29 protein-coding genes are annotated in these 24,329 nt (G+C 36.3%); 11 read left to right on the top strand and 18 right to left on the bottom strand.

Annotated elements, in window-relative coordinates; translation table 11 throughout:
- Position 1: 1 nt before the first annotated feature.
- Positions 2-2,422: a heavy metal translocating P-type ATPase gene (locus tag KRODI_RS11880; protein ID WP_013751848.1), complete on the bottom strand. Its 2,421-nt coding sequence runs from the start codon at positions 2,420-2,422 to the stop codon at positions 2-4.
- A gap of 229 nt (positions 2,423-2,651) precedes the next feature.
- Between KRODI_RS11880 and KRODI_RS11875 the strand changes: the two genes are divergently transcribed.
- Both KRODI_RS11875 and KRODI_RS11870 read left to right on the top strand, forming a co-directional pair.
- Positions 2,652-3,071 carry a CBS domain-containing protein gene (locus KRODI_RS11875; protein WP_013751847.1) on the top strand — a complete coding sequence of 140 codons (420 nt, stop codon included), beginning with the start codon at positions 2,652-2,654 and terminating at the stop codon, positions 3,069-3,071.
- Between the two features lie 128 nt (positions 3,072-3,199).
- Positions 3,200-3,409 carry a hypothetical protein gene (locus KRODI_RS11870; RefSeq protein WP_013751846.1) on the top strand — a complete coding sequence of 70 codons (210 nt, stop codon included), beginning with the start codon at positions 3,200-3,202 and terminating at the stop codon, positions 3,407-3,409.
- Positions 3,410-3,488: 79 nt separating this feature from the next.
- Here the strand turns inward: KRODI_RS11870 and KRODI_RS11865 are convergent, their stop codons facing one another.
- The 12 genes from KRODI_RS11865 to KRODI_RS11810 form a co-directional block, all read right to left on the bottom strand.
- Positions 3,489-4,142, bottom strand: a complete 654-nt coding sequence (locus KRODI_RS11865) for a hypothetical protein (protein ID WP_013751845.1) — start codon at positions 4,140-4,142, stop codon at positions 3,489-3,491.
- A gap of 11 nt (positions 4,143-4,153) precedes the next feature.
- Entirely contained in the window at positions 4,154-4,603 is a 450-nt protein-coding gene (locus KRODI_RS11860) for a hypothetical protein (protein ID WP_013751844.1), read from the bottom strand.
- A gap of 136 nt (positions 4,604-4,739) precedes the next feature.
- Entirely contained in the window at positions 4,740-5,144 is a 405-nt protein-coding gene (locus KRODI_RS11855) for a hypothetical protein (protein ID WP_013751843.1), read from the bottom strand.
- Positions 5,145-5,234: 90 nt separating this feature from the next.
- On the bottom strand, positions 5,235-6,074 hold the full coding sequence (locus KRODI_RS11850; protein WP_013751842.1) for a restriction endonuclease: 840 nt from the start codon (positions 6,072-6,074) through the stop codon (positions 5,235-5,237).
- Positions 6,075-6,170: 96 nt separating this feature from the next.
- Positions 6,171-7,022: a universal stress protein gene (locus tag KRODI_RS11845; RefSeq protein ID WP_013751841.1), complete on the bottom strand. Its 852-nt coding sequence runs from the start codon at positions 7,020-7,022 to the stop codon at positions 6,171-6,173.
- 63 nt (positions 7,023-7,085) lie between these two features.
- A complete protein-coding gene (locus KRODI_RS11840; protein WP_013751840.1) occupies positions 7,086-7,940 on the bottom strand; it encodes a universal stress protein in 855 nt (284 codons plus the stop codon).
- A gap of 59 nt (positions 7,941-7,999) precedes the next feature.
- Entirely contained in the window at positions 8,000-8,845 is an 846-nt protein-coding gene (locus KRODI_RS11835; RefSeq protein ID WP_013751839.1) for a universal stress protein, read from the bottom strand.
- Entirely contained in the window at positions 8,845-9,702 is an 858-nt protein-coding gene (locus KRODI_RS11830; protein ID WP_013751838.1) for a universal stress protein, read from the bottom strand. The genes KRODI_RS11835 and KRODI_RS11830 overlap by 1 nt, the downstream gene beginning before the upstream one ends.
- Before the next feature lie 11 nt (positions 9,703-9,713).
- On the bottom strand, positions 9,714-10,559 hold the full coding sequence (locus KRODI_RS11825) for a universal stress protein (RefSeq protein ID WP_013751837.1): 846 nt from the start codon (positions 10,557-10,559) through the stop codon (positions 9,714-9,716).
- Positions 10,560-10,634: 75 nt separating this feature from the next.
- The gene (locus KRODI_RS11820) at positions 10,635-11,441 is read right to left on the bottom strand and encodes a universal stress protein (protein WP_013751836.1); all 807 of its coding nucleotides are present in this window, start codon (positions 11,439-11,441) and stop codon (positions 10,635-10,637) included.
- A gap of 74 nt (positions 11,442-11,515) precedes the next feature.
- Positions 11,516-12,562, bottom strand: coding sequence for a response regulator (locus KRODI_RS11815; protein ID WP_013751835.1), 1,047 nt, complete (start codon positions 12,560-12,562; stop codon positions 11,516-11,518).
- A gap of 3 nt (positions 12,563-12,565) precedes the next feature.
- Complete coding sequence (locus KRODI_RS11810; protein ID WP_013751834.1) at positions 12,566-14,071, bottom strand: PAS domain-containing sensor histidine kinase; 1,506 nt, start codon at positions 14,069-14,071, stop codon at positions 12,566-12,568.
- Between the two features lie 354 nt (positions 14,072-14,425).
- Here KRODI_RS11810 and KRODI_RS11805 point away from each other — a divergent pair, with 354 nt between their 5' ends.
- From KRODI_RS11805 to KRODI_RS11780, 6 genes are all read left to right on the top strand, one after another.
- Positions 14,426-14,830, top strand: coding sequence for a hypothetical protein (locus KRODI_RS11805; RefSeq protein ID WP_013751833.1), 405 nt, complete (start codon positions 14,426-14,428; stop codon positions 14,828-14,830).
- Between the two features lie 15 nt (positions 14,831-14,845).
- Positions 14,846-15,730 (top strand): DnaJ C-terminal domain-containing protein, encoded by an 885-nt coding sequence (locus tag KRODI_RS11800; protein WP_013751832.1) that lies wholly within the window; start codon positions 14,846-14,848, stop codon positions 15,728-15,730.
- A 2-nt stretch (positions 15,731-15,732) separates the two neighbouring features.
- Complete coding sequence (locus KRODI_RS11795; RefSeq protein WP_013751831.1) at positions 15,733-16,023, top strand: chaperone modulator CbpM; 291 nt, start codon at positions 15,733-15,735, stop codon at positions 16,021-16,023.
- A complete protein-coding gene (locus KRODI_RS11790) occupies positions 16,023-16,487 on the top strand; it encodes a DinB family protein (protein ID WP_013751830.1) in 465 nt (154 codons plus the stop codon). Before KRODI_RS11795 ends, KRODI_RS11790 begins: the two co-directional genes overlap by 1 nt.
- A gap of 5 nt (positions 16,488-16,492) precedes the next feature.
- Positions 16,493-17,413: a mechanosensitive ion channel family protein gene (locus KRODI_RS11785; protein WP_013751829.1), complete on the top strand. Its 921-nt coding sequence runs from the start codon at positions 16,493-16,495 to the stop codon at positions 17,411-17,413.
- Between the two features lie 140 nt (positions 17,414-17,553).
- Positions 17,554-18,453: an RsiV family protein gene (locus KRODI_RS11780; RefSeq protein WP_013751828.1), complete on the top strand. Its 900-nt coding sequence runs from the start codon at positions 17,554-17,556 to the stop codon at positions 18,451-18,453.
- A gap of 74 nt (positions 18,454-18,527) precedes the next feature.
- Here the strand turns inward: KRODI_RS11780 and KRODI_RS11775 are convergent, their stop codons facing one another.
- The 3 genes from KRODI_RS11775 to KRODI_RS11765 form a co-directional block, all read right to left on the bottom strand.
- Positions 18,528-19,364, bottom strand: coding sequence for a universal stress protein (locus tag KRODI_RS11775; RefSeq protein ID WP_013751827.1), 837 nt, complete (start codon positions 19,362-19,364; stop codon positions 18,528-18,530).
- Positions 19,365-19,374: 10 nt separating this feature from the next.
- A complete protein-coding gene (locus tag KRODI_RS11770; protein ID WP_013751826.1) occupies positions 19,375-19,674 on the bottom strand; it encodes an HPF/RaiA family ribosome-associated protein in 300 nt (99 codons plus the stop codon).
- A gap of 98 nt (positions 19,675-19,772) precedes the next feature.
- Positions 19,773-20,342, bottom strand: coding sequence for a hypothetical protein (locus KRODI_RS11765; RefSeq protein WP_013751825.1), 570 nt, complete (start codon positions 20,340-20,342; stop codon positions 19,773-19,775).
- 156 nt (positions 20,343-20,498) lie between these two features.
- On the opposite strand from KRODI_RS11765, the gene KRODI_RS11760 reads away from it, so the two are divergent.
- The 3 genes from KRODI_RS11760 to KRODI_RS11750 are packed head-to-tail and all read left to right on the top strand — an operon-like array spanning position 20,499 to position 22,517.
- Entirely contained in the window at positions 20,499-20,999 is a 501-nt protein-coding gene (locus KRODI_RS11760) for a hypothetical protein (RefSeq protein WP_013751824.1), read from the top strand.
- Positions 21,000-21,042: 43 nt separating this feature from the next.
- Positions 21,043-21,696 carry a uracil phosphoribosyltransferase gene (gene upp, locus KRODI_RS11755; RefSeq protein WP_013751823.1) on the top strand — a complete coding sequence of 218 codons (654 nt, stop codon included), beginning with the start codon at positions 21,043-21,045 and terminating at the stop codon, positions 21,694-21,696.
- Between the two features lie 59 nt (positions 21,697-21,755).
- Positions 21,756-22,517 (top strand): patatin-like phospholipase family protein, encoded by a 762-nt coding sequence (locus KRODI_RS11750; RefSeq protein WP_013751822.1) that lies wholly within the window; start codon positions 21,756-21,758, stop codon positions 22,515-22,517.
- Positions 22,518-22,630: 113 nt separating this feature from the next.
- Here KRODI_RS11750 and KRODI_RS11745 read toward each other — a convergent pair whose 3' ends face one another.
- Positions 22,631-23,362: a sulfite exporter TauE/SafE family protein gene (locus KRODI_RS11745; protein WP_013751821.1), complete on the bottom strand. Its 732-nt coding sequence runs from the start codon at positions 23,360-23,362 to the stop codon at positions 22,631-22,633.
- A gap of 11 nt (positions 23,363-23,373) precedes the next feature.
- On the bottom strand, positions 23,374-24,222 hold the full coding sequence (locus tag KRODI_RS11740; RefSeq protein WP_144784361.1) for a universal stress protein: 849 nt from the start codon (positions 24,220-24,222) through the stop codon (positions 23,374-23,376).
- Between the last annotated feature and the right edge of the window lie 107 nt (positions 24,223-24,329).

Raw genomic sequence — 24,329 nt, 5'->3', positions numbered from 1 at the left:
ATTATAGTTTTTTTGAAGTGAGATTTCCTCCCATAAAATGGGTGGCAATCGTTGTAAATAAGACGATACTTATAGAGCTAAGCGGCATTAAAATAGCAGCAACAACAGGAGCAAGATTGCCCGTAACGGCAAACCCCAATCCTATAAGATTATAGAATAATGAGAATATAAAAGCATACTTAATGATGCTCACTCCCTTGTGTGAGAGCCTTAAAAAAGTTGCTATGTCTGTAAATCTCGATGCGTCTAGAATCCCATCACAAGCTGGTGAGAAAACATTTACATTCTCTGAGATAGAAATACCCACATGACTCTGCGCTAGCGCACCAGCGTCATTAAGCCCATCTCCCACCATGAGTACATTCTTACCTTGCTCTTGTAAGTTTTTTATAAAGTCTAATTTATCTCCAGGTTTCTGATTGAAAAGTAGCGTTGCATTATCTGGTAATATCTGTGATAAAAAAGTACGCTCTCCATCATTATCACCAGAAAGTATGATAATCTCATAGTTATTTTTTAATTCACTAAAAAGCGATTGCACACCTTCTCTATATTCATTGTAAAAGATGTAGCAACCTTTATACTCATTATCTGTACTTATGTGCACAGCAGTACGTTCGGCACCGGCTGCTGGAGAAGTTGTTTGTGCAGTTGCCACAAATCCATAAGAACCTACTTTAATCGTATGATTATTATGTGTTCCTATGATTCCTTGTCCTACTTCTTCTGTAAAGGAGTCTAGTGTTTTTATATCGTGAGATTCTAGTAAATCATAAAGAGATCTACTCAAGGGATGGTTTGAAGCTCTCAGCGTGCTTGTTAATAGTGATTCCTCTTCTGGTGTAAGCGCCACTCCCTCATAAGTGATTACACTTTTTGCACTCGTAGTAAGTGTTCCTGTTTTATCAAAGACAATGGTATCAATATGAGCAAGCTGCTCAATAACGCCGCTGTTTTTTAGATACAGTTTATGTCTCCCAAAAATGCGTAGTATATTTCCTAATGTAAATGGTGCTGCTAGCGCGATAGCACAAGGGCATGCCACAATGAGAACTGCCGTAAATACTTGAAGTGCTTTTGATATGTCTATAAATAACCAGTAAGCCGTTGCAATCGCAGCAATAATGAGTAAACTCACCGTAAAACGTCTACTTATACTATCTGTAAGGGTTTCAAAAACGGTCTGTCTGCCTTTTGAGAATATTTCGTTAGACCATAATTGTGTGAGGTAACTTTGCGCCACTGGCTTCAGTACTTCTACTTCTATGGATCCCGCTTGCTGTCTTCCACCAGCAAATAACTGATCACCAGATTTTTTGGCTACAGGCTCGGCTTCTCCTGTAACAAAGCTGTAATCTATGAGTGCATTTCCGTTAATCAAAACGCCATCTACAGGCAATAACTCACTGTTGCGTATTAAAATTCGGTCGCCTTTCTTAAGGTCGTATACTTGTGTTTGCTCTTCTTTTCTTGAAGGTTGCGCTTTCGCGAAAGCGTTATCATCCCTATATAATCGTGTTACAGCAATAGGAAAGTAAGACTTATAGTCACGCTCAAAAGAGAGGTACGCGTAGGTCTTTTGCTGAAAGAATTTACCCAGCAACAAGAAGAATACAAGTCCCACCATACTATCAAAAAATCCCGAACCCCAATCCATCAAAACCTCAACGGTAGATCTTATAAATAGTACAGAAATACCAATGGCGATAGGCACGTCTATATTGAGGATATTAGACCGCAATCCTTTGTAGGCAGAGATAAAATAGTCACGTCCTGAGTAAAAGGCTACCGGAATGGCAAACAAAAGCATTAACCCTCTAAAGACATATTTATACTTATCTAACCAAAACTCACTTACCTCAAAATACTCAGGAAATGATAAAAACATAATATTTCCAAAAGCAAACCCAGCCACACCTAGCTTATACGTCAAGTTCCTGTCTACCGCCTTTTTCTTCTTTGTGGTATCATCTAACGAAATGTAAGGTTCGTAGCCTATCCTTGCTAGAAGGATAACCAGATCTTGTAGTGACAACTCCTTAGATGTATAAGTGATTCTTATGGTTTTCTTAGGAAAATCTACTTGCGCGGTTTTGACCGCAGGATTCAATTTGTTAAGATTTTCTAGCACCCAGATGCAAGAGCTACAGTGTATGGTAGGGATTAATAAGGATACAACTTGTGTTCCTTGCTCATCAAACTCTAAAAGTTTGGCAACTACTTGTTCATTTTCTAAAAAGTCAAACTTACCTTCTTGAAGTAGCGGAGACGTACCTGGTGTATTCTCAAGGTCGTAGTAATACGACATATCGTTATCGCTCAAGATATCATACACCGTCTTACAACCGTGACAACAAAACGATTTTTCTTGATGGTGTATCACTGTTGTACAGGGATCACCACAATGGAAACAATTATCCATAATTCTAATTTGCTCAGACTTTTAAAAAGTCCATTATACCTATGGCAAATTTGAGATTATGTTGGTTTTTAAATTATGACAAATATCATTTTTAGAAGATTTTTATAAATTAATTGGGCAATTTTCGAGCTATTAATGAGTACTCAAGAAGTCATCCCAAAAGCTGATTTATATCATCTTTTTCAAGCAAGCCATCAGCTACTTTTGAGAAATCATTAAAACCTAAAAGATGAAAAAGAGAACGCCCGTTTCTAGCATAATGACCTCAAATATGGTCACACTACATAAAACTGACTCATTAGAGCATGCCGAGCAACTTTTTAAAAATCATAGTATAAGACATATTCCTGTAGTAGACGGTAATAATATTATAGGTATCTTGAGCTATACAGATCTATTGAGAATAAGCTTTGCAGATGCAATAGATGAAGATGAGCAAGATGTAGATACCATCGTCTATAATATGTTTACCATCGAGCAAGTAATGGCAAAAAAACTTGTGACCGTAACCACAGATACAACCGTAAAGGAAGTGGCACAAATTCTTGCTAGCAAAGAGTTTCACGCACTCCCAGTACTACAAAACAATACACTAGTAGGGATTGTTACCACTACAGACTTAATAAATTATTTACTAGATCAATATTAGAACATAGCTCTATAAAATCATAAAGAGGATATTGCTGTGTGCGATTATCCTCTTTTTCTGTGCTCACTTTTAAATAGTTACAAAAATTATTATCTTTAGTAGAAAAGATAACTACGAAAATTACAGCAATGCACTGGGTAGCGATCACAACCCTACTTTTGATTACAGTCACCATTTTTGCAACAATGAATCTAGCTTTTAACTGGATATTTTATATTACCATGCTAGGTCAAGCATCTGTGGTGGTAATGGTTTACAAAGTTCTTAAGGACAACTATGTTACTGATAAAACTTTTGAGGATAGGTATGAGGACTTCCCACACCGAGGACGTTCTTAAAGTTTAAAAGTTTTATAAAAATTACGCTAGCAACTCGTGGTACTAAAATCGCAGGTTGCTAGCGTTATAAATTATACGCTTAATAATCGACAGGTCCTATTATTAATAATTCTTGCTCTTCAAGCGCCCATACTAACATGCTTATATAATCTTTAATCGCCTTACGATCATTATCTGGCTCTGTAACATCTATAGATCCTTTCCAGATAATCTCACGCTCCTTGGTCGGGCAGATGCAGTACAGTGCACTCTCTGCATGATAGACTGTATACTTTTGCATCTCTTCATCCTCCACATAAATTCCTTGATGTGCATAATAATCATCTTCAAAACCATTTACACTTTTATCCCAGTTACGATAAGATTGTACTAGCGTCACCTTATCCTCTGCCCCTAGCACTTTTGAAACTAAAATTGCGTCAAATCCTTCTGAGAGCATAGCTCTCTCAAGATCTCCTAACTCTTCTTCTGTGCGCGGTCTAGAGGTAAATTCTGGATTAAAAAAAGCATCGCTTCCTACCGCGTTAACTCCTTTATCTTTAAGAAGATCTACTAATCGTTTTTCAAACAGTTTTCGGTTTTTTACATCGCTGGTCATTGCAAGTACAAGCACTTTCTCTGCTTGAAAAACATCGATATCTGGATTTTTCCAATTTTCAATAAGCTCTGAGCTGTTACAACTTTGCAACAGACTTATTATACATATACTCACACACACTAATAATATTCTCATCTTAATACGTTTTAAGCTATTAATTTGCTTTTGCTATTAGCAAAGACAGACTTCATCGTTTTAAATATCTCCTCTTTTAAGAGTTTGTACTTATCTTGATAGTCACCCATTTTAAGTTCTAGCAAGATATGGGCATCTTGAAAAGTGCGCTCCTTCTGGAACTCATCTTTACCATCCATAAGGACTTTTACCTCGTTTAAATGCTCTGTAATACGTTTAAGTAATTTTGGAACTTCTTTTTCAAAAGCATCAAGTTCTACGGCGAGATGTCTTGCATATTCAAAGCTTGTTTCAGAAAGTAGCTGCAGGGTATGCTCGGTTAAAAGCTCTCCTAAGAAAGCTGGCTCAACAGCTATAAATTCCACTTGTGATTTCCAGAGTAGTGTGACATCGTGTATGGCTTGAGCATCATTCCACTCAAGATATTTAAACTTATACTGATTAAAAAATGGATGTTTCATAATAACTATGAGGTTTTGATATTTTTGAGAATACGCTTTCGCAAAAGCAAAGAAAAACCACTCCTGATTCCCCTCTAATCAGGAGGTGGCTCTTCATGTAATCTCCAATTAATATGAAGATTTATATGTTTATACTTTATTTCTTTTTTGTCTTAAGAATATTACCACAGTAGTTAAAAATCTCACTTTTGGTTTTATTATAAGAATCAATAAATTGTCTGTATTGCTCTTTAATTGTCAAGTGTTTTTCTTGAAAAAACACATCGCAAGAAACGGTGTCGCACTCTAGCATCCCGCTTAGTTCTGCATCGTGTTTTACAAGTAAAACCTCAATACTCTTGAGTAATACTTTGATTTTAGAAACTTCTATTTTGTAATGCTCTAAACGCTCAAAAAGATTAGGTGAACTAGGTTCAAAAATGTAAGAATGTGTCAGATTTTCTATAAACTGAATTTCGTCGCTTGCGAGTGCAACATTAGATTTCCAGACCTTGACATCTTGATGAAACTGGTCTATTGTGAGTGGGAGTGTCGTTTCCATACTAAAAGAGTTTTACGTGTTAACTAGTTTAAAAGTAGCGTAGTAGAGCTACCTAAACTATGATAATTATCAGCTATTGAGCAGTATTTATTACTCACTTACATTGCACAGAAATTGAATATCCTTTAAAATTTTTGACTTCCTAGTCTCAGAAATTCCTAGATGATCGAGGTAAAAACTATCACCTAGTAATTGCTTACACAGTACAACATCTCTACCAAGTAAAAAGTTTTTTTCTCGCTTTGTAAGAAGTGTAGAAACGGTAATGGGATATAATCCTAAGCTGTCTATACGATCTTTGAGTCCGTTATCTTTAGGATAATCCCAACTTAATAAAGTAAGACCTGCGCAGGTTCCATAATCTATAGCATCTTTTGTAAAACGAGTGTTAGTAACTACCCATCCTTCAGTACTTATAGCTCCTTTAATTTTGGTCTCAGCAATAATATCACTGTATCTCGCATGAATATAAAGCGGCACTTTTACATTACAGTTACGCCCTTCTTCACCGTGAAATTTACACTCTACATAAAGCGTTCGGTTTTCTTTACTTGCCACCACATCCACTTCATGATGTACACATTTTCCATCCATAAGAACTCCTACTTCTGTGTCATAGCCACTATGCTTTAACACCTGCCCTATAAATTTTTCAAAGGGAAAGCCTGTAGGCCCAAATTCATAAATGGCTTTCTTTAATTTATATTTTGACGCAAAAACAGATTTCTTTTTTTTGAGCAATGCAAAGGCTCTATTGTAAATTTCTTTAGTAGATATGCCTTGATAAAGCTCATCGCGAACTATATTAAGAATATGACTTACGTCATTTTCTCCAGCGCCGCTGCGATGTAAAGAGGCTTTCAGTTTCTCTAGTGAAAAATCTACTTTTTCACCAGAGGACTTTTTGACTTGGATAGACTTTTTAATCACGAGTAAAGCTGGGTTTATGTTATCAAATTATTTTACAGCGACTTAGTTTTCTAAATAGTGCAATTACGCTTTCGCGAAAGCGTAACCATCACACCATTAATTGCGTAAATCATGCATCACTAATAATGGCACTTTGCTGAACATACCGAGCTCCTTGATCATAGGTGTGGTAAAAACACTCCCAAAAAAGGCATGCTTTCTATTAATGATAGCAACCATATCGCTATCACGACTCTCTACAAAATTTCTCACACCAATAGTAGCATCCACTCCACTCAGATGGTGGAAACTAAAGGATGCATCTTCTAGGCACTCTGCCAGCAACTCTTTATTTGCTTCTTGTTGTTTACTTAACGTATCATCTGGGTTTACATAAAGCACACAGATATTTGCGTCTTGAAGGTTTGCAATTGTTGTGAGATTGCTGAGCTCTTTGCGTTTATAATGAGTTTTATATCCTGTAGGCATTACAATCTCTTTGAGACTGGCTACTCGTACATCGAGAGGCACTCCCATCACAGGGCAATTGCGTAGTTTTTCCATCGCGAGAATGGTACTTGTACCAAAAAGAGCTCCCCTACTATTACTTGCTCCCTTAGTACCCATCACCACTAACTCTATATCTCGTTGCTCAATTATAGCTTCCATCACCTCCATAAGACCACCAAACTTTGTGATGATTTCATACTCATGCTTAGGGTTAGTATCCCTAAATTCTATCATACTCACCAACTTATCCATGTGCTTCTCTGATGCCGTTTTTGCACTCTCATACGATGGTGTTCCAGGTTCTGGAACCATCAAATCACCTAAGTTGTAACCTTTAGTTCTATAGGTGTTGAGAACAATGAAAGAACATTCTTCATGCTTAAAAAGATCGGCTGCATAGGTGAGCGCGTTCCAAGCATTTTTTGAGAAATCTGTAGGTATTAGAATCTTCTTTTTCATCGTGTAAGTGTTTGATTATTAATTAAAAATACGGGAGTACTATTGTATAAACTATGATATATATCAGAATGATTCTGGTAATATGAGTAGAGGTATTTCTGAGTGAAAGCTTAATTTATCTACAAACGATTTATTAAAGAGTTTCTTTAAAAGGCCACTTTTGTGGTACATCAATACTAGTAAATTGATATCATGTTCATTAATAAAGAGGCCTAGTGCATCTTCCATCTTAGTGATACTAGACAGCCAGTGCGTAGTATAAGAGACGTCTTCCAGTTTGTGCTTAAGTTTTCTATAATTAGTCTCCACAGTTTGACCTGGGCTCATTTGATTATAAATATGCGTGATGTACAGCTTAGATTTATGTGTTCTTATGACTTCCTTTATAATCTCTAGTGGATACTGAGCATAGTCAATTTTAAGATCTGTAGCATAAGCAACCTTTGTAGGCGCTTGAAAAGTGGCGCTTTGAGGCACTACAAACACAGGCACAGGCACAGGCTTTATTTTCTTAATTAGTTTTACCGTTTGGCTTCCTAAAAATACTTCTCGTATTCCTGAAGAGCCTTTAGTTCCCATCACCACTACATCTATGTTTGTATTTATGATAAGCTTATTTACTATTTTGTATAAAGGCTGTGCGCTCGTTACCATATCAATAACAAGAGAAATGCCCTCACTATCAAGTGTTATTTCATGCTTCAACGTATCAAGCTTATCAAAAGCTGCACGTTCTAACTCATCATATAATTGCTCATTTCTACCTATATCTATACGACTCGTATTGGTGGAAAATAAATTTTCAAAAGAGTGTACTAGCGTTATTATGCATTCCTCATTAGGATACAATCTAGTTGCATAAAATAATGCGTTGTAAGCGTTCTTAGAAAAATCTGTGGGTACTAGTATGTGTGCCATTTTCATAAGTTTTATACCTCTAAACTAGTGAGAGATACACTCTTATTCTATGACAATAATCAGTTATGGCTGGGAAGTATAAGAAATGGTAGTGTGGTATGGAATGTCATCTTCTTTACAACAGGCTCGCGCGTGAGTCTTTCAAAAAATGTTTTAGGATAATCAATCATCACAAGTAAATCTATGTTGAGTTCATCATCAAACACGTTTATACAATTTTCTAATGATGAAAACTCAGGGACTGTATGAAATCGATAATCTACCCCTGAAAGTAAGTCTTCTAGTTGTTGTAAATGATCTTTTTTTACTTGAGTAATCTCTGGTTTTTCATATACCTCTACCATGCGCACCGTTGCTTTCCATAACTTAGTAAGCTCGATAAGTGGTTGTAAATCCTCATGGCTATACGGTCTTGCAAAATCTGTTGCAAAGCCTATGCTGTCGGGCTCATTAAATACAGCATTTTCTGGAATGACAAGTAGCGGTATTTTTTTGTGGAGTGCTACTATACTATGGGTCATACTACCCATAAAAACTTCTTTAAGTCCCGTTGCTCCTTTTGTTCCCATCACTATATAATCATAAGCGTTTTCCTCTAGCGCTGCAATACCATCCTTAAGGTGGCCAGAGTAGCTTACCGTTTTGTAAAAGAAAGTCGTACTCTTATCTCTACTTAGAATTTCTGATAGAAATACAGGTAAGCGCACTTCTGACTCGTCTTTTAAATCCCTATAGATCTTAGAAAGTGCGAGCGGACTTTTATTTCCTAATAATTGTAATGCAGATGGCTCATAAGCATGATATAATGTAAACGTCACTTTTTCTCCTTTAAAAAGCTGCTGCCCATAAGTGAATGCATCTAATGCATGCTTGGAGAAATCTGTAGGTACTAAAACACGTATCATTATATAGCAGTATTAACGGGTGGTAAAATCATAAAAGGAAGAGCTGCATGATGGACAATCTTATTTACAACAGGTGTAAACAATAGGTTCTCAAAAAAGCTATGCTTATTGTGCACGAGTACCAGTAAATCTATCGCATGCTTAGATTGAAAATCTTCAACGGCTTCAAGCACAGTCATGCCATCTGCTATTTCATTAATATGTGCATCGCGTTCAAAATAAGTATCAAGGCTCTCTTTATTTTCAAGCTGTTCTTCATCTAGAGAAAGACCAAAATACGCGTTTAAAAAAATGAGCCTAGATATATGCTTTCTACAAAGTTCTTCTAAAAGTGAAAGCCCCTTTTGATGGGTTCCCGTGCGATAATCTGTAGCAAACAGAATATCCTTGAGCGCTTTATAAGTATAACCCTCTGGTACGCCTATCACAGGCACTTTTGCATCTTTTACAACATGCATTGTTTGAGAACCTATAAAAACTTCTTTAAGTCCAGATGCTCCACTGGTTCCCATAACGATGGCGTCAATGTTTGAAGTTGTAACAATTTCATCTATTTCCAGTGTTAATACATTATAGCTTGCTATAGGAGTAAAAGTATGTTTACTGTTTGGGTAAGCATATTTTACTTTATCTATAATAGTCTCGAGTCGCTCTAAGGAGTTGTTTTTATAAATCTCACCCAAGTCTATATTAAGCGCTGTATGATTATCGTAAATAGTGGTGGTATATAAAGCAACAGGTGTGTAGGTATTCAACACATAAAAAGTACATGCATCGTTTATAAATAACTGCACTGCATACTCAAGTGCGTTATATGAAGCATTAGAAAAGTCTGTAGGTATTAATATATGTTTCATAAAGTGATGGTTTAGCGTGAGAGATTCTGTAAAATTAAAAATGGGATTTTGGTATTGAGACCTACTGTATCAATGGTCGATGTATGTAACAATGTTTCCATATAGGTATGCTTTGAGTTTACTAGCACCACCATGTCAATCTTATTGCTACTTATGTGCTCATTTATAATTTGAGCTATATCTCCTTCGTCATGACGTGTGTAGGTTTGTTCGCTTTCGCGAAAGCGGTATTCCCAACCACTCTTGACATCTTCTTGTCTAAGGGATAATCTATCAAAGTTTGAGATATATAGTAAGTGCAACTCAGAACGATAGCTTTTTGCTAAACAACTAAGGAGTTTCAACTCTCTATTTTTATAAGGAATCAACAATTCTGAAGGGAATAAAATACGCTCTGGTCGCTCATATTTGTACCCTAGCGGAATGCCTAATACTGGACATTTTACATATTTTATAACTTGTAATGTGTTGCTACCATAGGTAATGGATCGATGTGCCGAGTTACCTTGAGATCCCATTACAATCAGATCTGCGTTTTTACTATTTACTAGGGAATTTACTTCATCTAGTAATGTCCCAAAAATAGCTTTAGATTCAAATGTGTGATGTGGATTAGGCTCTAGACCCATAGCTCGCTCTAAGACTAAGGCAAGAGATGCTTCCGTTTCTTTATGTTTAACTGCTTTATATTCTTCTAGAATATCTCTTGAGAGAACCTCTTTATTCTCATAAACTTCATCTGCATAGGTATGAACTAATATGAATTTACTTTTTTCATATTTAAAATACTGTTGCGCACAACGAAGTGCATTAAAAGCATTTTCTGAAAAATCTGTGGGTACGATAATAACTCTCATAGTAGTAAGTGTTTATTGATACTCAAAGCTAGAAACTTAACACTCTGTAAACTATGACTTTTGTCAGCTCGCCAATTATTCGTGTACTATTAGAAACGGGATGTTTTTGTGATAATCCTTCTCTTCTGAAAGGGCTGGAGAAAAAAGAACATTCTCAGACAGATTAATATTTTTTGCAAATAAAACCACTAGGTCTACCTGCTGCACATCTACAAAAAATTGCAAAGCCTCATCCATTGTTCTTTCCATTACAAAATGAAAACTGTGTGGTATGTCATGAAAAGAAGTCTGCAAGAAGGTTTTATTAGTTTGCTGTGTTTCACTAAGCGCATTACCTGTTTTTGATAATTGTAGAATATTGAGGTGTGCACTTGTGCGCTTTATAAAATTATTAATTACAGAAGTGGGCTCTGCCCTATGATTAAAATTGTAATCTGTAATTAAAACTACCTGCTTAGGATTTTTACATTGAAACTCTCTAGGCACGATAAGTACAGGGCATTTTAAACGTGTGATTACTTCTCGCACATGACTTCCTTTTAGTACATCACAAAATATATTGGGATAATGCGTGCTCATTACGATAAGATCTATATTATTATCGGCAACGGCTCCTCTCATGTCTGATATAAAGTCGCTCTCCCATTTTAATGGAATGATTACCTGACCACTACCTTTTAATTTTTCTAGCTTTTTTACCCAAGAAGAGAGCTGCTGTGCGGGATGCTCACAGATAACGGTTGCCTCACCTGTAGCATAGTCATGCTGCTCCGAAAAGAAAATATAGAATCGTACTCCTGCACTCTTATGCAAGTTAAAGGCGCATAAGGCCGTGTTCCAAGATTGGTCAGAAAAATCTACAGGTATAAGAATATGCTTCATGAGTACTATATATAATAGTACAAATGTATTTTACTGTTGAGCCATAAAATATGACAAAAGTCAGTTTACACGATTTAGTCTATCATCTCAAGTCCTTCCACGTCAATCAACCTGATGTTGCGTCCTTCTATTTCAATAAGACCTTCCTTTTTGAAACCAGATAGTGTTCTGATTAAACTTTCTGTAGCGATACCAGCCACACTTGCTAGATCATTACGTGCAATTTTAATTCCTTCTTCTGGCTTTTTATTAAGGATTACAGCAAACTGTAAGATGGTTTGCGCTGTTTTCTTACGCACAGAGCTGTATGCCATCTGTAACAACTGTCCTTTAACCTCTGCAAGGTTATCTGTAAGAAGTTCCATTAACTCTAAGGATACGTTCTTACTTTTCTCAAGCACTTCTTTTAGTTCGTTTTTACTCACTCCTACGACAACAGTATCTTCTATAGCTGTAGCAGACTCGAGGTAAGCTATGTTTTCAATAAATGAGGTAAAACCAAGAAAATCATCTGCTTTTAAAAGTCCGGTGATAAGCTCCTTTCCACTTTCATCCATCTTATGTGTTTTTACCACACCTTTGAGGATGAGGTAAATCATGTTAGAATGTTCTCCTTCCTTATAGATTGATTCACCTTTATTGAAACTTAATTCTTCACCCTCATCATCAAAAAAGTTTTTAAGCTCATTGAGACTACGCAGTGAGTCTTCCTCCTTTACTACTGGTTCTTCTTTAAATATGTTATTAAGTATCGTTGCCTTTGCAATTCTACTCTCTATGGCACTTATAAGTTCTTCTTCTTCAAAAGGTTTTGTAAGATAATCATCTGCTCCCATGTCCATTCCTTTTCTAATTTCCTTGTGCTCTGTCTTAGCCGAAAGAAAAATAAATGGAATATGACTTGTGCTAGGGTTGCTAGATAGCGCTTCTAGCACTCCATAACCGTCTACCTCAGGCATCATGATATCGCAAACTACTATTTGTGGTGGGTTTGCTATAGCTAGGTCAATACCAATGCGACCATTAGGAGCCGTCGTAACCTCATAGTTAGAAAGCTCTAGAAGTTCTGCTGTATTCTCACGCAGCGCCATATCATCCTCTATTAAAAGTACTTTTTTCATAATCTATGTGATTGGTATTGTAACTGTAAATGTAGAACCTTCATTATGCTTACTTTCAAAAGTAATAGAAGCTCCAAGGTTTTCTAAATGCGTCTTGACTATGTTAAGTCCTATCCCTGTTCCTGCACTTAACAATGCATTTTCTGCTCTAAAATATCGATTAAAAATAAATTTTTGCTCGTGTTCTGGTATCCCTATTCCTTGATCAATAATCTTAATCTCGAGTCCTTGCTTATTCATTTTGAGTTGGATATCTACTATAGTTCCTTCAGATGAATATTTGATGGCGTTATAAATTAAATTGCTCAACACGAGCTCCATAATTTTCTCATCAAAATTAATAATAAACTCATCTGCATCTGCTGGATACTTAATATGCTGGCCATGTTTAAGGTGCATGTTTGCATCATAAATTACCTCGTTAAGCACTTTGCTAAGTGGGAACGTCGTGTATGCATAATTAGTTTTTCCAGTTTCTAGCCTCTCGATAGATAGAAAATCATCTATAATAGTATTGAGATACTTAACCTTATTCTGTATCGTGGTAAGGTGCTTTACTCTTTTATCTTGTTGCTCTTCTGTTGTATACTTTCCTGCGAGTGTCGCCGAAGTTAAAATACCACTCAATGGTGTCTTAAACTCATGAGAAACAAGAGACAAAAACTTTGTTTTAAGTTCGTTGAGTTCTATTTCTGTTTGCAAGGCTTCTTCTAGCTGATGGGTGCGCTCCTCTACGGTCTTCTCAAGTCTATCTGTATAATTTACACGCTCTGTAATATCAAGAATAATGGCAACAAGAGTACTCGTATTTTCAGAATTAGATGGTTGTAGGTGTACCTCTACTGGATACGTAGTTCCATCTTTACGCTCATGGGTGGTGTTAAAAATCATTTTGCGCTCTGTACCATTAATCAAGGGCGCTATGTAATCTCGGAATTGTTTTTCTGTAAAGTCTGGCTTAATATCTACGGGTGTCATTAATGACAGCTCTTCGAGCGTATACCCTATATTTTCTCTTGCGCCTATATTTGCATCAATAAAGCGCAGGCTTGCAGCGTCAAATATGAAAATCTCATTTAAAGACTCGTTAAAGATGTTTGCCCATTGCTTGAGCTCTTTTTCGGCATTTTTACGCACAGTAATATCTGTCACGAGTGCCATGACATACTTCTTTTTGTGAAGAACAAAAGGATTAAGTCCGGCTTCTACAGGTACTTGACTTCCGTCTTTGCATAGCCCATAAAGATCACGTCCCTTGCCCATCTCACGTTTATCACTATGATGCATAAACTTATCAAAGTGCCCCACGTGCTTCTTATGAAAACGCATAGGGATTAAGGTTTCTAGCGACCTGCCTTCTAACTCCTTCTTTTCATAGCCAAAAATGTCGCGAGCAGATTGATTTGTTGCCACAATCATCTGGTCTGAATTTACAACTACAATCCCCTCAGACGCTCCTTCAAAGAGAATCATAAAAGCTTCTTCAATACTTTCTTCAAAAAATTCCATACGTCTAAAAGTACAAGAATAATAAAGTATGAAGTAATGAAACTAGAAATTAATACACACCAAAAACAAAATCTGATTTGCGACTTACTAAGAAACTTGCACACCTCATATTAAAGGCACTTTATGATTGTTAATTACAGCGCTTATTACTAATTTTTTACGCTTTCGCGAAAGCGTACTTATACTATTCCATAAAGAAAGTAATTTCTTGTCTTGGTAATGTGCTGTCTAGTGCTCGTGGGTATAACTTTTAATACCCTATAAACTTGAGAATAAAAGCAAGATATGCCTATGATAAATATCATAGACTACACCGTTTCAAGGACTTAATTTGCAGGTGTAAATACAATCCAAATGGCTCTTACTAATAAAAAAGACAATACATTTTATCACCAGCTAGGAAAACTCTTTTATGCTGTTGCCGCAGCAGATAAGGTTGTAAAAGATGAGGAGTTTTCTAGACTCCAATCGTGTATTCATGACTACTGGCTAGATCTTGATGATCTGGAGGATGCTTTTGGCACTGATGCTGCATATCTCATAGAGATTATTTTTGAAGGTGTAGAAGCTTTTAATGAAGATCCTCAAGATATGTATGATGCATTTATTACCTATAGAAATGAACAGCCACAGTTTTTTACACTAGAAGTTAAGAACATCATTCTACAAACAGCATGGACAATTGCGCGAGCATTTGCTGGCGTTAATAAATCTGAACTTGTCATGCTAGGCAAATTAGAAATAGCGCTCTCACATTAATATATTTTCTTAAAGATGCAATTTATAGATTACTATAAGATACTAGGTATTACCAAAAGTGCAAGCGAAGCAGATATTAAAAAAGCATATCGTAAACTCGCACGCAAGTACCATCCTGACCTCAATCCTAATGATAAAGAGGCAGAACATAAGTTTAAGGAAATAAACGAGGCAAATGAAGTTTTAAGCCATCCTGAAAATCGTAAAAAATACGATCAATACGGTGAAAACTGGAAAGATGCAGAGGCTTATGAAAAAGCTAGTAAGCAACGTAATAGCCAGCAATCAGGACAGCAATATCAAAGATATTCTGGAGGTGGTGAAGAAGACTTTTCAGACTTTTTTGAAAATATGTTTGGAGGTGCTGGAAGACAGCAACAGCGAGCTACTTATCGCGGGCAAGATGTGCAAGCAGAGTTGCATCTCAACTTAATGGATGTGTTTAAAACCACAAAGCGTACCCTCACTGTAAATGGTAAAAACATAAGAATTACCATACCTGCCGGTGTAGAACATGGTCAAACCATTAAGATCAAAAATCATGGTGGTAAAAGTCCTAATAACGGTCCTAAAGGGGATTTGTATATCACTTTTGCAATTACAAATAACACTCCTTTTCATCGCGAAAAAGCAGATTTATTTATTACACATAACATCCCGCTCACCACGGCCGTACTAGGTGGAGATATTCACATAAAAACTTTAGACAGTACCGTAAAGCTCAAGGTAAAGCCTGGTACTCAAAATGGTGCCAAAGTAAAACTTAGCGGAAAAGGATTTCCCGTTTATAAAAAGGATGACACCTTCGGAAACTTGTTTGTGACTTATCAAATCACCATACCTACTACTCTTACTCCAGCACAAAAAGAGCTTTATGAAGAACTTGCAGCACTTGATTAATTATGGAAAAACACATCTTAATACCCGCCGAAAACTTCTGCACAAGTCATGAGATTGCACTTACTTTTCTAGAAGATTTAAACAATTTTGGACTTGTTACTGTAGTGACTAAAGAGAACACGCTCTTTATACCAGAAACAGAAGTTCAAAAACTTGAACGCATTCTTGTTTTTAATCAAGAGCTCGACATTAACCTACCAGGTATTGAAACTATTTTTCATCTTTTAGAACGTCTTGAAAAATTACAACATCATCTGAGCGAGCTAGAAAACCAACTTAAAAGATTTCAATAATGGCTACACGAACTTCATTATTACTAGCATTATGGGAAGAAGCGCATACACGACTAGAGGATAAACTCCATTTAATTACAGAACAAGATTTACAAAAAAAACTATCTCCATCGCCTAATAGTTTAGGTTTCTTACTAAGACATATTGCAGAGGTGGAATTATTATTTGCCAAAAATATTTTTGGAGCAAAAGACACAAAAATCAGGGCAAAAACAGTAATAGCAAAGCATGATACTGGTGAGTGGATAGATCCCAAAGCGCTTAATGATATCATAATCAGGGCAAAATCTGTTTTAAAGGCAATTATAGAGAAGCAAACAGATGCAGACTGGGAGACAGTTATTGAAACCAAAGAGTTTGGTGCAAAAACAAAAGCGCAAGCCCTAGGTCGTATCACATCACATACTGCATATCACGCAGGACAAATCGGGATTATTCTCAAATGTGGTGAGGTGAAAAATTAATTATCTTGGATCAACTAGAATACATAAGAAACTGGTTTACGGAGCATCCAGAAGGTGTTCATGTAATACGCTATGCTTTATGGGTACTTTTTATTGTTATAATCGTACAACTAGTACGTAAGTTTCTTAAGAAAAGATTACCCAATACAAACACTCGTTACAAATCTCAAAAGGCGATTGAGATTGTGGGTTACGTCTTTATAGCCTTATTATCAGTTTCATATTTTACTGGAAACATAGAAGACTTTACGCTCGTCATTGGGTTATTTTCTGCGGGAATAGCATTTACTTTACAAGAACTTATCCTCAGTATTGCTGGCTCCTTGTACATTTTTCTAGTAAAAGTATATGCGCCTGGAGACCGCATAGAGATTAATGGGATTAAAGGAGATGTAATTGATATAGATAGCATTTACACCACCATGATGGAAATAGGAGAATGGGTAAGCTCAGATAATTATAGTGACCGAATTGTAAAACTGAGTAATGCCTTTGTTTTTAAAGGACCTATTTATAATTACTCCCAAGATTTCCCTTTTATCTGGGATGAATTTAATCTCCCCATTCATCATAGTTCAGATATGGCACTTACAAAAGAGATTATCACAAAGGTTGCACAAGAGGTACTTGCAGACTATGTAAATTTTGCGCGCGATCACTGGCAGCAAGTTGTTGCAAAGTACTACATAGAAGATGCCCTTGTTGCTCCTACCCTTGCCATCACGCTCACAGATAACTGGGTGCAATTTAATTTGAGATATATAGTAGACTACAAAAAGCGTAGAATCACAAAGGATCTCCTCCAGTCTCGCATTCAAGAAGCGATTCTTAAAACCAATGACCAAGTGGTTATCGCCTCTACCACTCTTGAGGTTATTAAAATGCCTCCTACCACCATTAATATGACTACAACTACCACAAAGTAGGGTGGATTTTTAAAGTACGCTTTCGCGAAAGCGAATTAAAAAAACATGTACTTCTTCTTGTTGTAACACATCTAAGCTGACGGATATCATAGTAATCCATCAATCTCAAAATTACATTTACGACACTTAAAAACATTATTATGAAAACCTATCTAACCCTAATCACAATATTATTACTAGCTAGCTGCAAAGAACCTACAGATAAACTGCAGAAAACACCATTAAATACCGAACCTCAGAAGGAAGCTGGTTTACTCGATCCAGACTCTGCAGATTCTCTGTACCTCACAGATAAGGACATCATGGAAATTCAAGCAAAAAGTCAGCTTTCAAAAAAAGAAGCGTTGATCAAAATACCAGATGATCGCACAGTTTTAAAAGCCGTTGTAGAGTCAAAAAATCTATATAAAGAGGCAGACGATTATCTTCTAGATTACACCTATCCTTATCTTAATGAGACTATAAACCCTAAGTACAAGGCGTTTAATGAATATATGGCAGAGAGCTACTTAAATGTAGAGCGCACTGTAAATGAGATTCTTGAGGATAAAGAATTACTATGCGACACTTTAAGTATTAAACGTTTTAGAGATAAACGTATTATAAATTTTAAACTTCACGCAAATGAGAGAAATCTTGTGAGTATACTGCTCTATAAAGAAAATTATTACTCAGGAATGTTGCACTCTACCTACATGTTTGACTGTCTTAATTACAATGTAGATAAGGAGGAGTTCATCTATTTTGACGACTTTTTTATCGCTGGAGCAGAGAAGAAAGTATTTGATTTAATTAATCAAACCATTTATGAGCAAATTCACTCTGGGGAAATGTTTTATGACTGCTGGGAAATATCTGATACCGATTTTAGAGCCTATAAAAATAACTTTGTAATTAACGATAACGCAATTGAGTTTTACTTTGATGACTGTATCATTTGCCCTTCATACACCGGCCAGTATAGCGTTGTAATACCGCTCATAGAAATTATGCATCTTATAGAACGCTATCAACTACCTTTCTTGCTAGCTTCGAGATAATTCATTTTAACGCCAAGCATAAAAAAAGGGTGAGTTTCTTGAAAAACTCACCCTTTTTTATTGAAACTTGTGTGTTACATTTTAAAAGTAAATACTGGTAGTTTAGAATGATTTGCCACATTCTCTGCTACACTACCTGCAAAGAAATGTGCTAGGCCTTTACGACCGTGAGTAGGCATTGCCAGTGCATCTGCTCCTACCTTTTCTGCATATTCATAAAGTCCGCTTTCTATGGTATAACCGTTTACAATCATAAGATCTTCTTGATGTAATTCTGTCCCAAACTCTGCTGCACGCATAAAGGCTGCCATGGTTTCTTCTATCTCCTTTGAGCTTTTAAAGCGATCTGTAGGGAGATTCACATATACAAGATGGATACGAGCCTCCATTTCTTCAAATAGTGGAATTGCGTCTCTATATGCTTTGATATTTTCTAATTTAAAGTCACAAGCAAAAACAACATTCTTAGGTATAAAAGAGGTCATTTTTTCTTTAACTACTAGCACGGGAATTGTGGAGCTACGCACCACTTTCTCAGTATTTGACCCTACAAACTCTTCTCTGAGTCCTTTAACCCCATGCGACCCCATGACTATTAAATCTACTTCCTGCTGAGATGCCAGCTCGTTGATATCTTGAAAAACTGTATGATTTTGAACTTCTTCAGTGACTGTGATATCTTTCATATAAGGTTTGTCCTTAAACTCTTTAAATTGCTTTTCGGCAAGTTTCATATGGAAGACAGCTTGGTTTACTCCTTCGCTTTCATCCTTAGGAAGAAGACTATCTGATAAGCCTAACATGTGGAGTAATATAATCTCTGCGTTGTGCGCTTTCGCGAAAGCGGAAGCAGTCTCAAGTGCATATTCTGAATGTTTCGAAAAGTCTACAGGTACTAATATCTTTTTCATAACAGTTGTTTTAGTGTGCTTTTAATATTGCTTTGCGTTTACTCAGTTGTTTATTGAGGTCTGAGATGGTTTCCTTCATTGCTGTTTCAAAGTGTACAGCAGTTGTAGTGGCAAATAGTCTAGGCCCAGGAGCACTTATTTCTATCTCACATATTTGATGGGCAGCTGCAGAAGTATTTTCTACCTTAAAGTAAACCTGAGCTCTTATAAGTTCTGGATACTTTTTATTAAGTTTATTGAGATGCTCTATCGTAGCAGCACTTAATGTATCACTCTCTTGAATTTTTACGTATTGAAATGTAATTGTCATAATATGTAGTGTTTACAGTAAATCTAGAAAGAAAGAGCAGTGTATACTATGATAATTATCAGCTGCTGTATACTTACTTTTTATCATCATTAATCCTATTAAAAACTCCTTCTCAATGCTGCTGTAATAGAAATATTACCAAAGGAGATATGGCGATATTCACCTGCTTCTTGATATCTGTGTGAAGAGTTTCCGTAGCGCACCTCTGGAAGCACATGCCAGTTCCCTAAGCTTATAATTTTCATCCCCAGCCCTAGATGAGTACCAATTGCGGGATCTGTTTTAATAATAAAATTTCCTTCAGTACGCTCTGTGTCTACGGTCATTAGGGTTAAGCCAGCTCGTACATAAAAAGGATTTTTCTGGGATTCAAGTATAGAGAATGACACCATCCCCCCAAAGAGAAAACCTTTTTGTATAAATTCTATATCAGACTCTTCAAAACCTTCATCCGTATCAAAGCGATTCCAGATAAGACCGCCATATAGATCTGTGCGCTTACCTATAGATAAAACTCCTGTCAACTCTAGTCCATTACCTATGCGCAACTTTTGATTTGCTACTTCCCGAGTAGGAATATGTAAAGTAGGTCGTAACTCTACACTCCATACTTGAGCATAACTGGACATGGTAAGACCTAACAAAAGAAGTTGGAAAAGATGTTTCATATGTCGTAATTATTAAGAGGTATAACTACTCAAAGCTATTGGCTACGTATAGGGAATACTATGACAACGGTCATATTACATACCATAGAACAGAACTATATTTATAATATACATCGCCCTACTAGTATGATAATAATTACTAGAAACATCTGACCTATGGAACTTCCTAATGATATTGTATTAAGACCGCGTTTTACGCTTGAGTATACTGTGCTTCCAGAAACGATTCTACGTGCTTATGAAGATGTAGGGGCAGTCTCAAAAGACTTTATAGTACATCGAGCAGATGATCATATCTTCATAAGCATACCTAAGAATGAGCAACATTTCTGGTCTCCACAACTACATCTTGAAGTCTATAAAATAGATACACAACCTACTGTAATAAAGGGACTTTATGGACCTAGCCCAACGGTATGGACACTATTTATGTTTTTTCATTTTGTAGTTTTTATTCTATTTATGGCAAGTGCAGTATGGTTATACACTAACATTACTTTGACACTATCTTACATATTTCCATTATTAGGCATGATACTGCTTTTTCTTATTTGGATTGGTCTTTATATTGCGGGTAGAATAGGAAAAAAAACAGGTAGAACAGAAATGTACCGACTACAATCCTTTATGTACTCCGTGTTAAAAAAGGTCTTATAAGTCTGCCTTTCTATATATTTATATCTCATTAAAAATTCTTGATATGCACATACACGATTACTCTAAAGATCATTCTATCCTTAACCAGTTTATTTATGAGTTGAGAGACCATGATATTCAGAAAGATGCAATGCGTTTTAGAAAAAATATTGAACGTGTAGGAGAAATTCTAGCTTATGAAATGAGTAAATCATTAGAGTTTGATACTAAAAAGGTACAAACTCCTTTAGGAGAAAAGGAAATGAGTTTACCACAACAAGACATTGTGTTGTGCTCTATATTACGTGCGGGATTACCATTACATCAAGGACTCCTCAATTATTTTGACGGAGCAGAAAATGCATTTATATCTGCCTATAGAAATCACCCTAATGATGATGATGAATTTGAGGTTATTGTAAAATATCTAGCGGCTCCATCGCTTGAGGGTAAGACGTTAATCCTTACGGATCCTATGCTTGCAACGGGTAAAACGCTTAAAAATGTGCTTGATGCATTAAAACCTCATGGCACACCAGCACAAATACACATTATCTCAGTAATTGGTTCTCAAGAAGGAGTTGATTATGTGCAAAAGGAATTTCCAGAGAGCACGCATTTGTGGATTTCGGCTATTGATCATAAGCTTAGTTCAAAAGGATATATTATTCCGGGTCTAGGTGATGCTGGAGATTTGAGTTATGGTGTGAAGTTGTAAGTAAATCTTAAGATATTCCGTTACACGGTTTGCTATCTTAGCATTATAATAAATCAATCATGAATATAGGTCTTTCTTTTTCTGGAGGCGGAATTAAAGGTGTTGCTCATCTGGGCGTACTCAAAGCATTATCAGAACATAATATTAAACCTACGCATATTTCTGGCACTAGTGCTGGCGCTATTGTAGGTGCGCTATATGCTGCTGGTCACGACTGGGAAGCGATTTATGATTTTTTTAAAACAACGCCTGTTTTCTCCATAAAAAGATTTGCTCGAAGGAAACCTGGCTTCTTAGATTCCTTGTTATTTCACAAAGACCTATCGGCATATTTCTCAGAAGATAGTTTTGAGTCGCTACAACTACCATTATCCATTACAGCGACTACGGTGATTACTGGCCAACTGCGCACCTTTGACGCTGGTCCTTTAATTAATCCAGTTATCGCATCTGCTTCTTTTCCTGGGATTTTTACTCCCATAGAGATTGACGGTGTTCATTACTTTGACGGCGGTGTGATAGATGACTTTCCTATAGAACCACTTGTACCCAAGTGTGACGTCATTATCGGTAGTTATGTAAATCCGCTGAGTACTATTGAAATAGGAGATTTAAAATACTCATATCAAGTACTCAATAGAGCTTATGAAATCAACTTACATCAAAAAGGACTGAACAAGTTTAAAGACTGTGATTTATTAATATGCCCAGAGAAGTTAGCCAAATTTGGCACTTTCAGCATGCGAAGTATTCCTGCGATTTTTGAGATTGGTTATGAAGAGGCTTGTAAGCAACTTGAAAATTCTGATCTTTTTAAATAGGTTTTCAAGACTTTGTATAGTGATAATAACGCTTTCGCGAAAGCGTAACAACCTTTTACATCTATCATAGCATTTACAACAGAGAGCTCATAACTCTAGATAGCTGAACTCGTTCAAATATAATCTGACGCAATACTGGCGATACCAACGAGTAAAATCAATACAAGTACAAAACTTCTAAATTGCTCTTGAGAAAAATGGTTTAAAATTTTCTTACCTATCCATGTACCAGCGACTGCTACTACGAGTAATAATGGAGCTAGGTAAAGATCATGCCTATGTATGTATCCGTTATAAAAATAAATGACAGTCCTGCTAAAGTCTACGCCAAGATCAATCACTGCAGAAGTTGCAATAAAAGTTGCCTTATCCATCTTGAAGGCTGCCATAGTAATACCTCGTATGGCTCCTCCTGTACCTAGCAACCCTGCACTCAAACCAGAAAGTATACCTCCCGTGATTGCATTTTTAGGAGAATCTTTGATGGTTAGTTTTTTAAATATCAAAAAAGTAAGACTCAAGAGAATGAGAAATATGCCCAGTATAAGTCCTAGAAATGTAGGGTCTACATACTTGCTTGTAAATGCTCCTATCGTCACAAAAATTACAGCAGGAATACCTAGGTAAAGCAAGAGACGCTTGTCTAATCCTTTTCTAAAAAAAGCGATCTTAGTAACGTTGCTAGACAAGTGAAATAGTGCCGTGATGCCAAGTACAGATTGAAAATCGAAGTAAAGATTTGCTATGGGCACAAAAAATACTGATGACCCAAATCCACCTACGGTTCCTAAAATTTCGGCCAGTAAGGCTAGTAATAAAAATACGGGAAGGTATCTAGTGAGCATACAACCTAAGGTTAAGAGTTACAATCTCTTAATATCAACAAGGGTGTAGTCACAGTATTAACAATCTGTGATAGATGCGAATATGAAAATATACGTTCTAAAAAAGTTTGATTTTTGGCGGATAGTACTTGAAGTTGGCAAGATCTCTTCAATAGAGATTCTCTTATTACCGCTACGGGATTTTCATCTATGTGCCTAGCGTATCTTATGGTTGTGCTTGGAAATAACTTCTGAATTTCTGTATGCTCATATTCAAATTCATGATCTTCCATATGAAAGCCAAAGGTGAGTCTCAGAACATCTATACTAGATGCATATTTATGAGTTATGTCAATTAATGGCTCCTTACCACACATCTCAAAAGTATCATCATAATCAAGTAAATACTGTATTCTTTTAGGAGTTATAAATCTATACTTTTCTGGAATTACGAGTACAGGACACTCCACTTTTCTTATAATTCTAAGAGCATGTGAGCTGAATATATTTTCAACAATCCCGGTTTTGCCATCTGTACCACATACTACTAAATCAATATTATATGCAGTAACAGCCTGGCTTATGGCATCTGTAAATACATCATAATCCACATGACCTTGAAAAGTGAATGAACTACTGTTATAAGTTTCTTTATAATGACCAATCATTGCATCCACCTTGGTTCTATTATCACCAAGTAATGCGTTGTCTATATTGCCTCTAGGACTAGAGGCCATTAAATCATCTGTGGTGTACTCCCACGTTTTTTGAATACTGAGTAAGTGAAACTCGCACTCTTGCCCTTTAAAAAAGTCAAAAGCATATGCATGAGCATTATCAGATTTTAACGTAAAGTCTGTAAGTAAGAGAATATTTTTCATAATAGTAATGGTCTTTCTCAAACCTACATACATCTATGAAAGTAAACTATGACTTATATCAGCTCCTATATTTATGTCTATCTTAAGTATAAAAATGAAAACAAGTC

This window comes from Dokdonia sp. 4H-3-7-5, assembly GCF_000212355.1.
Taxonomy (GTDB): domain Bacteria; phylum Bacteroidota; class Bacteroidia; order Flavobacteriales; family Flavobacteriaceae; genus Dokdonia.
This window is presented reverse-complemented; position numbering and strand designations above follow the sequence as displayed.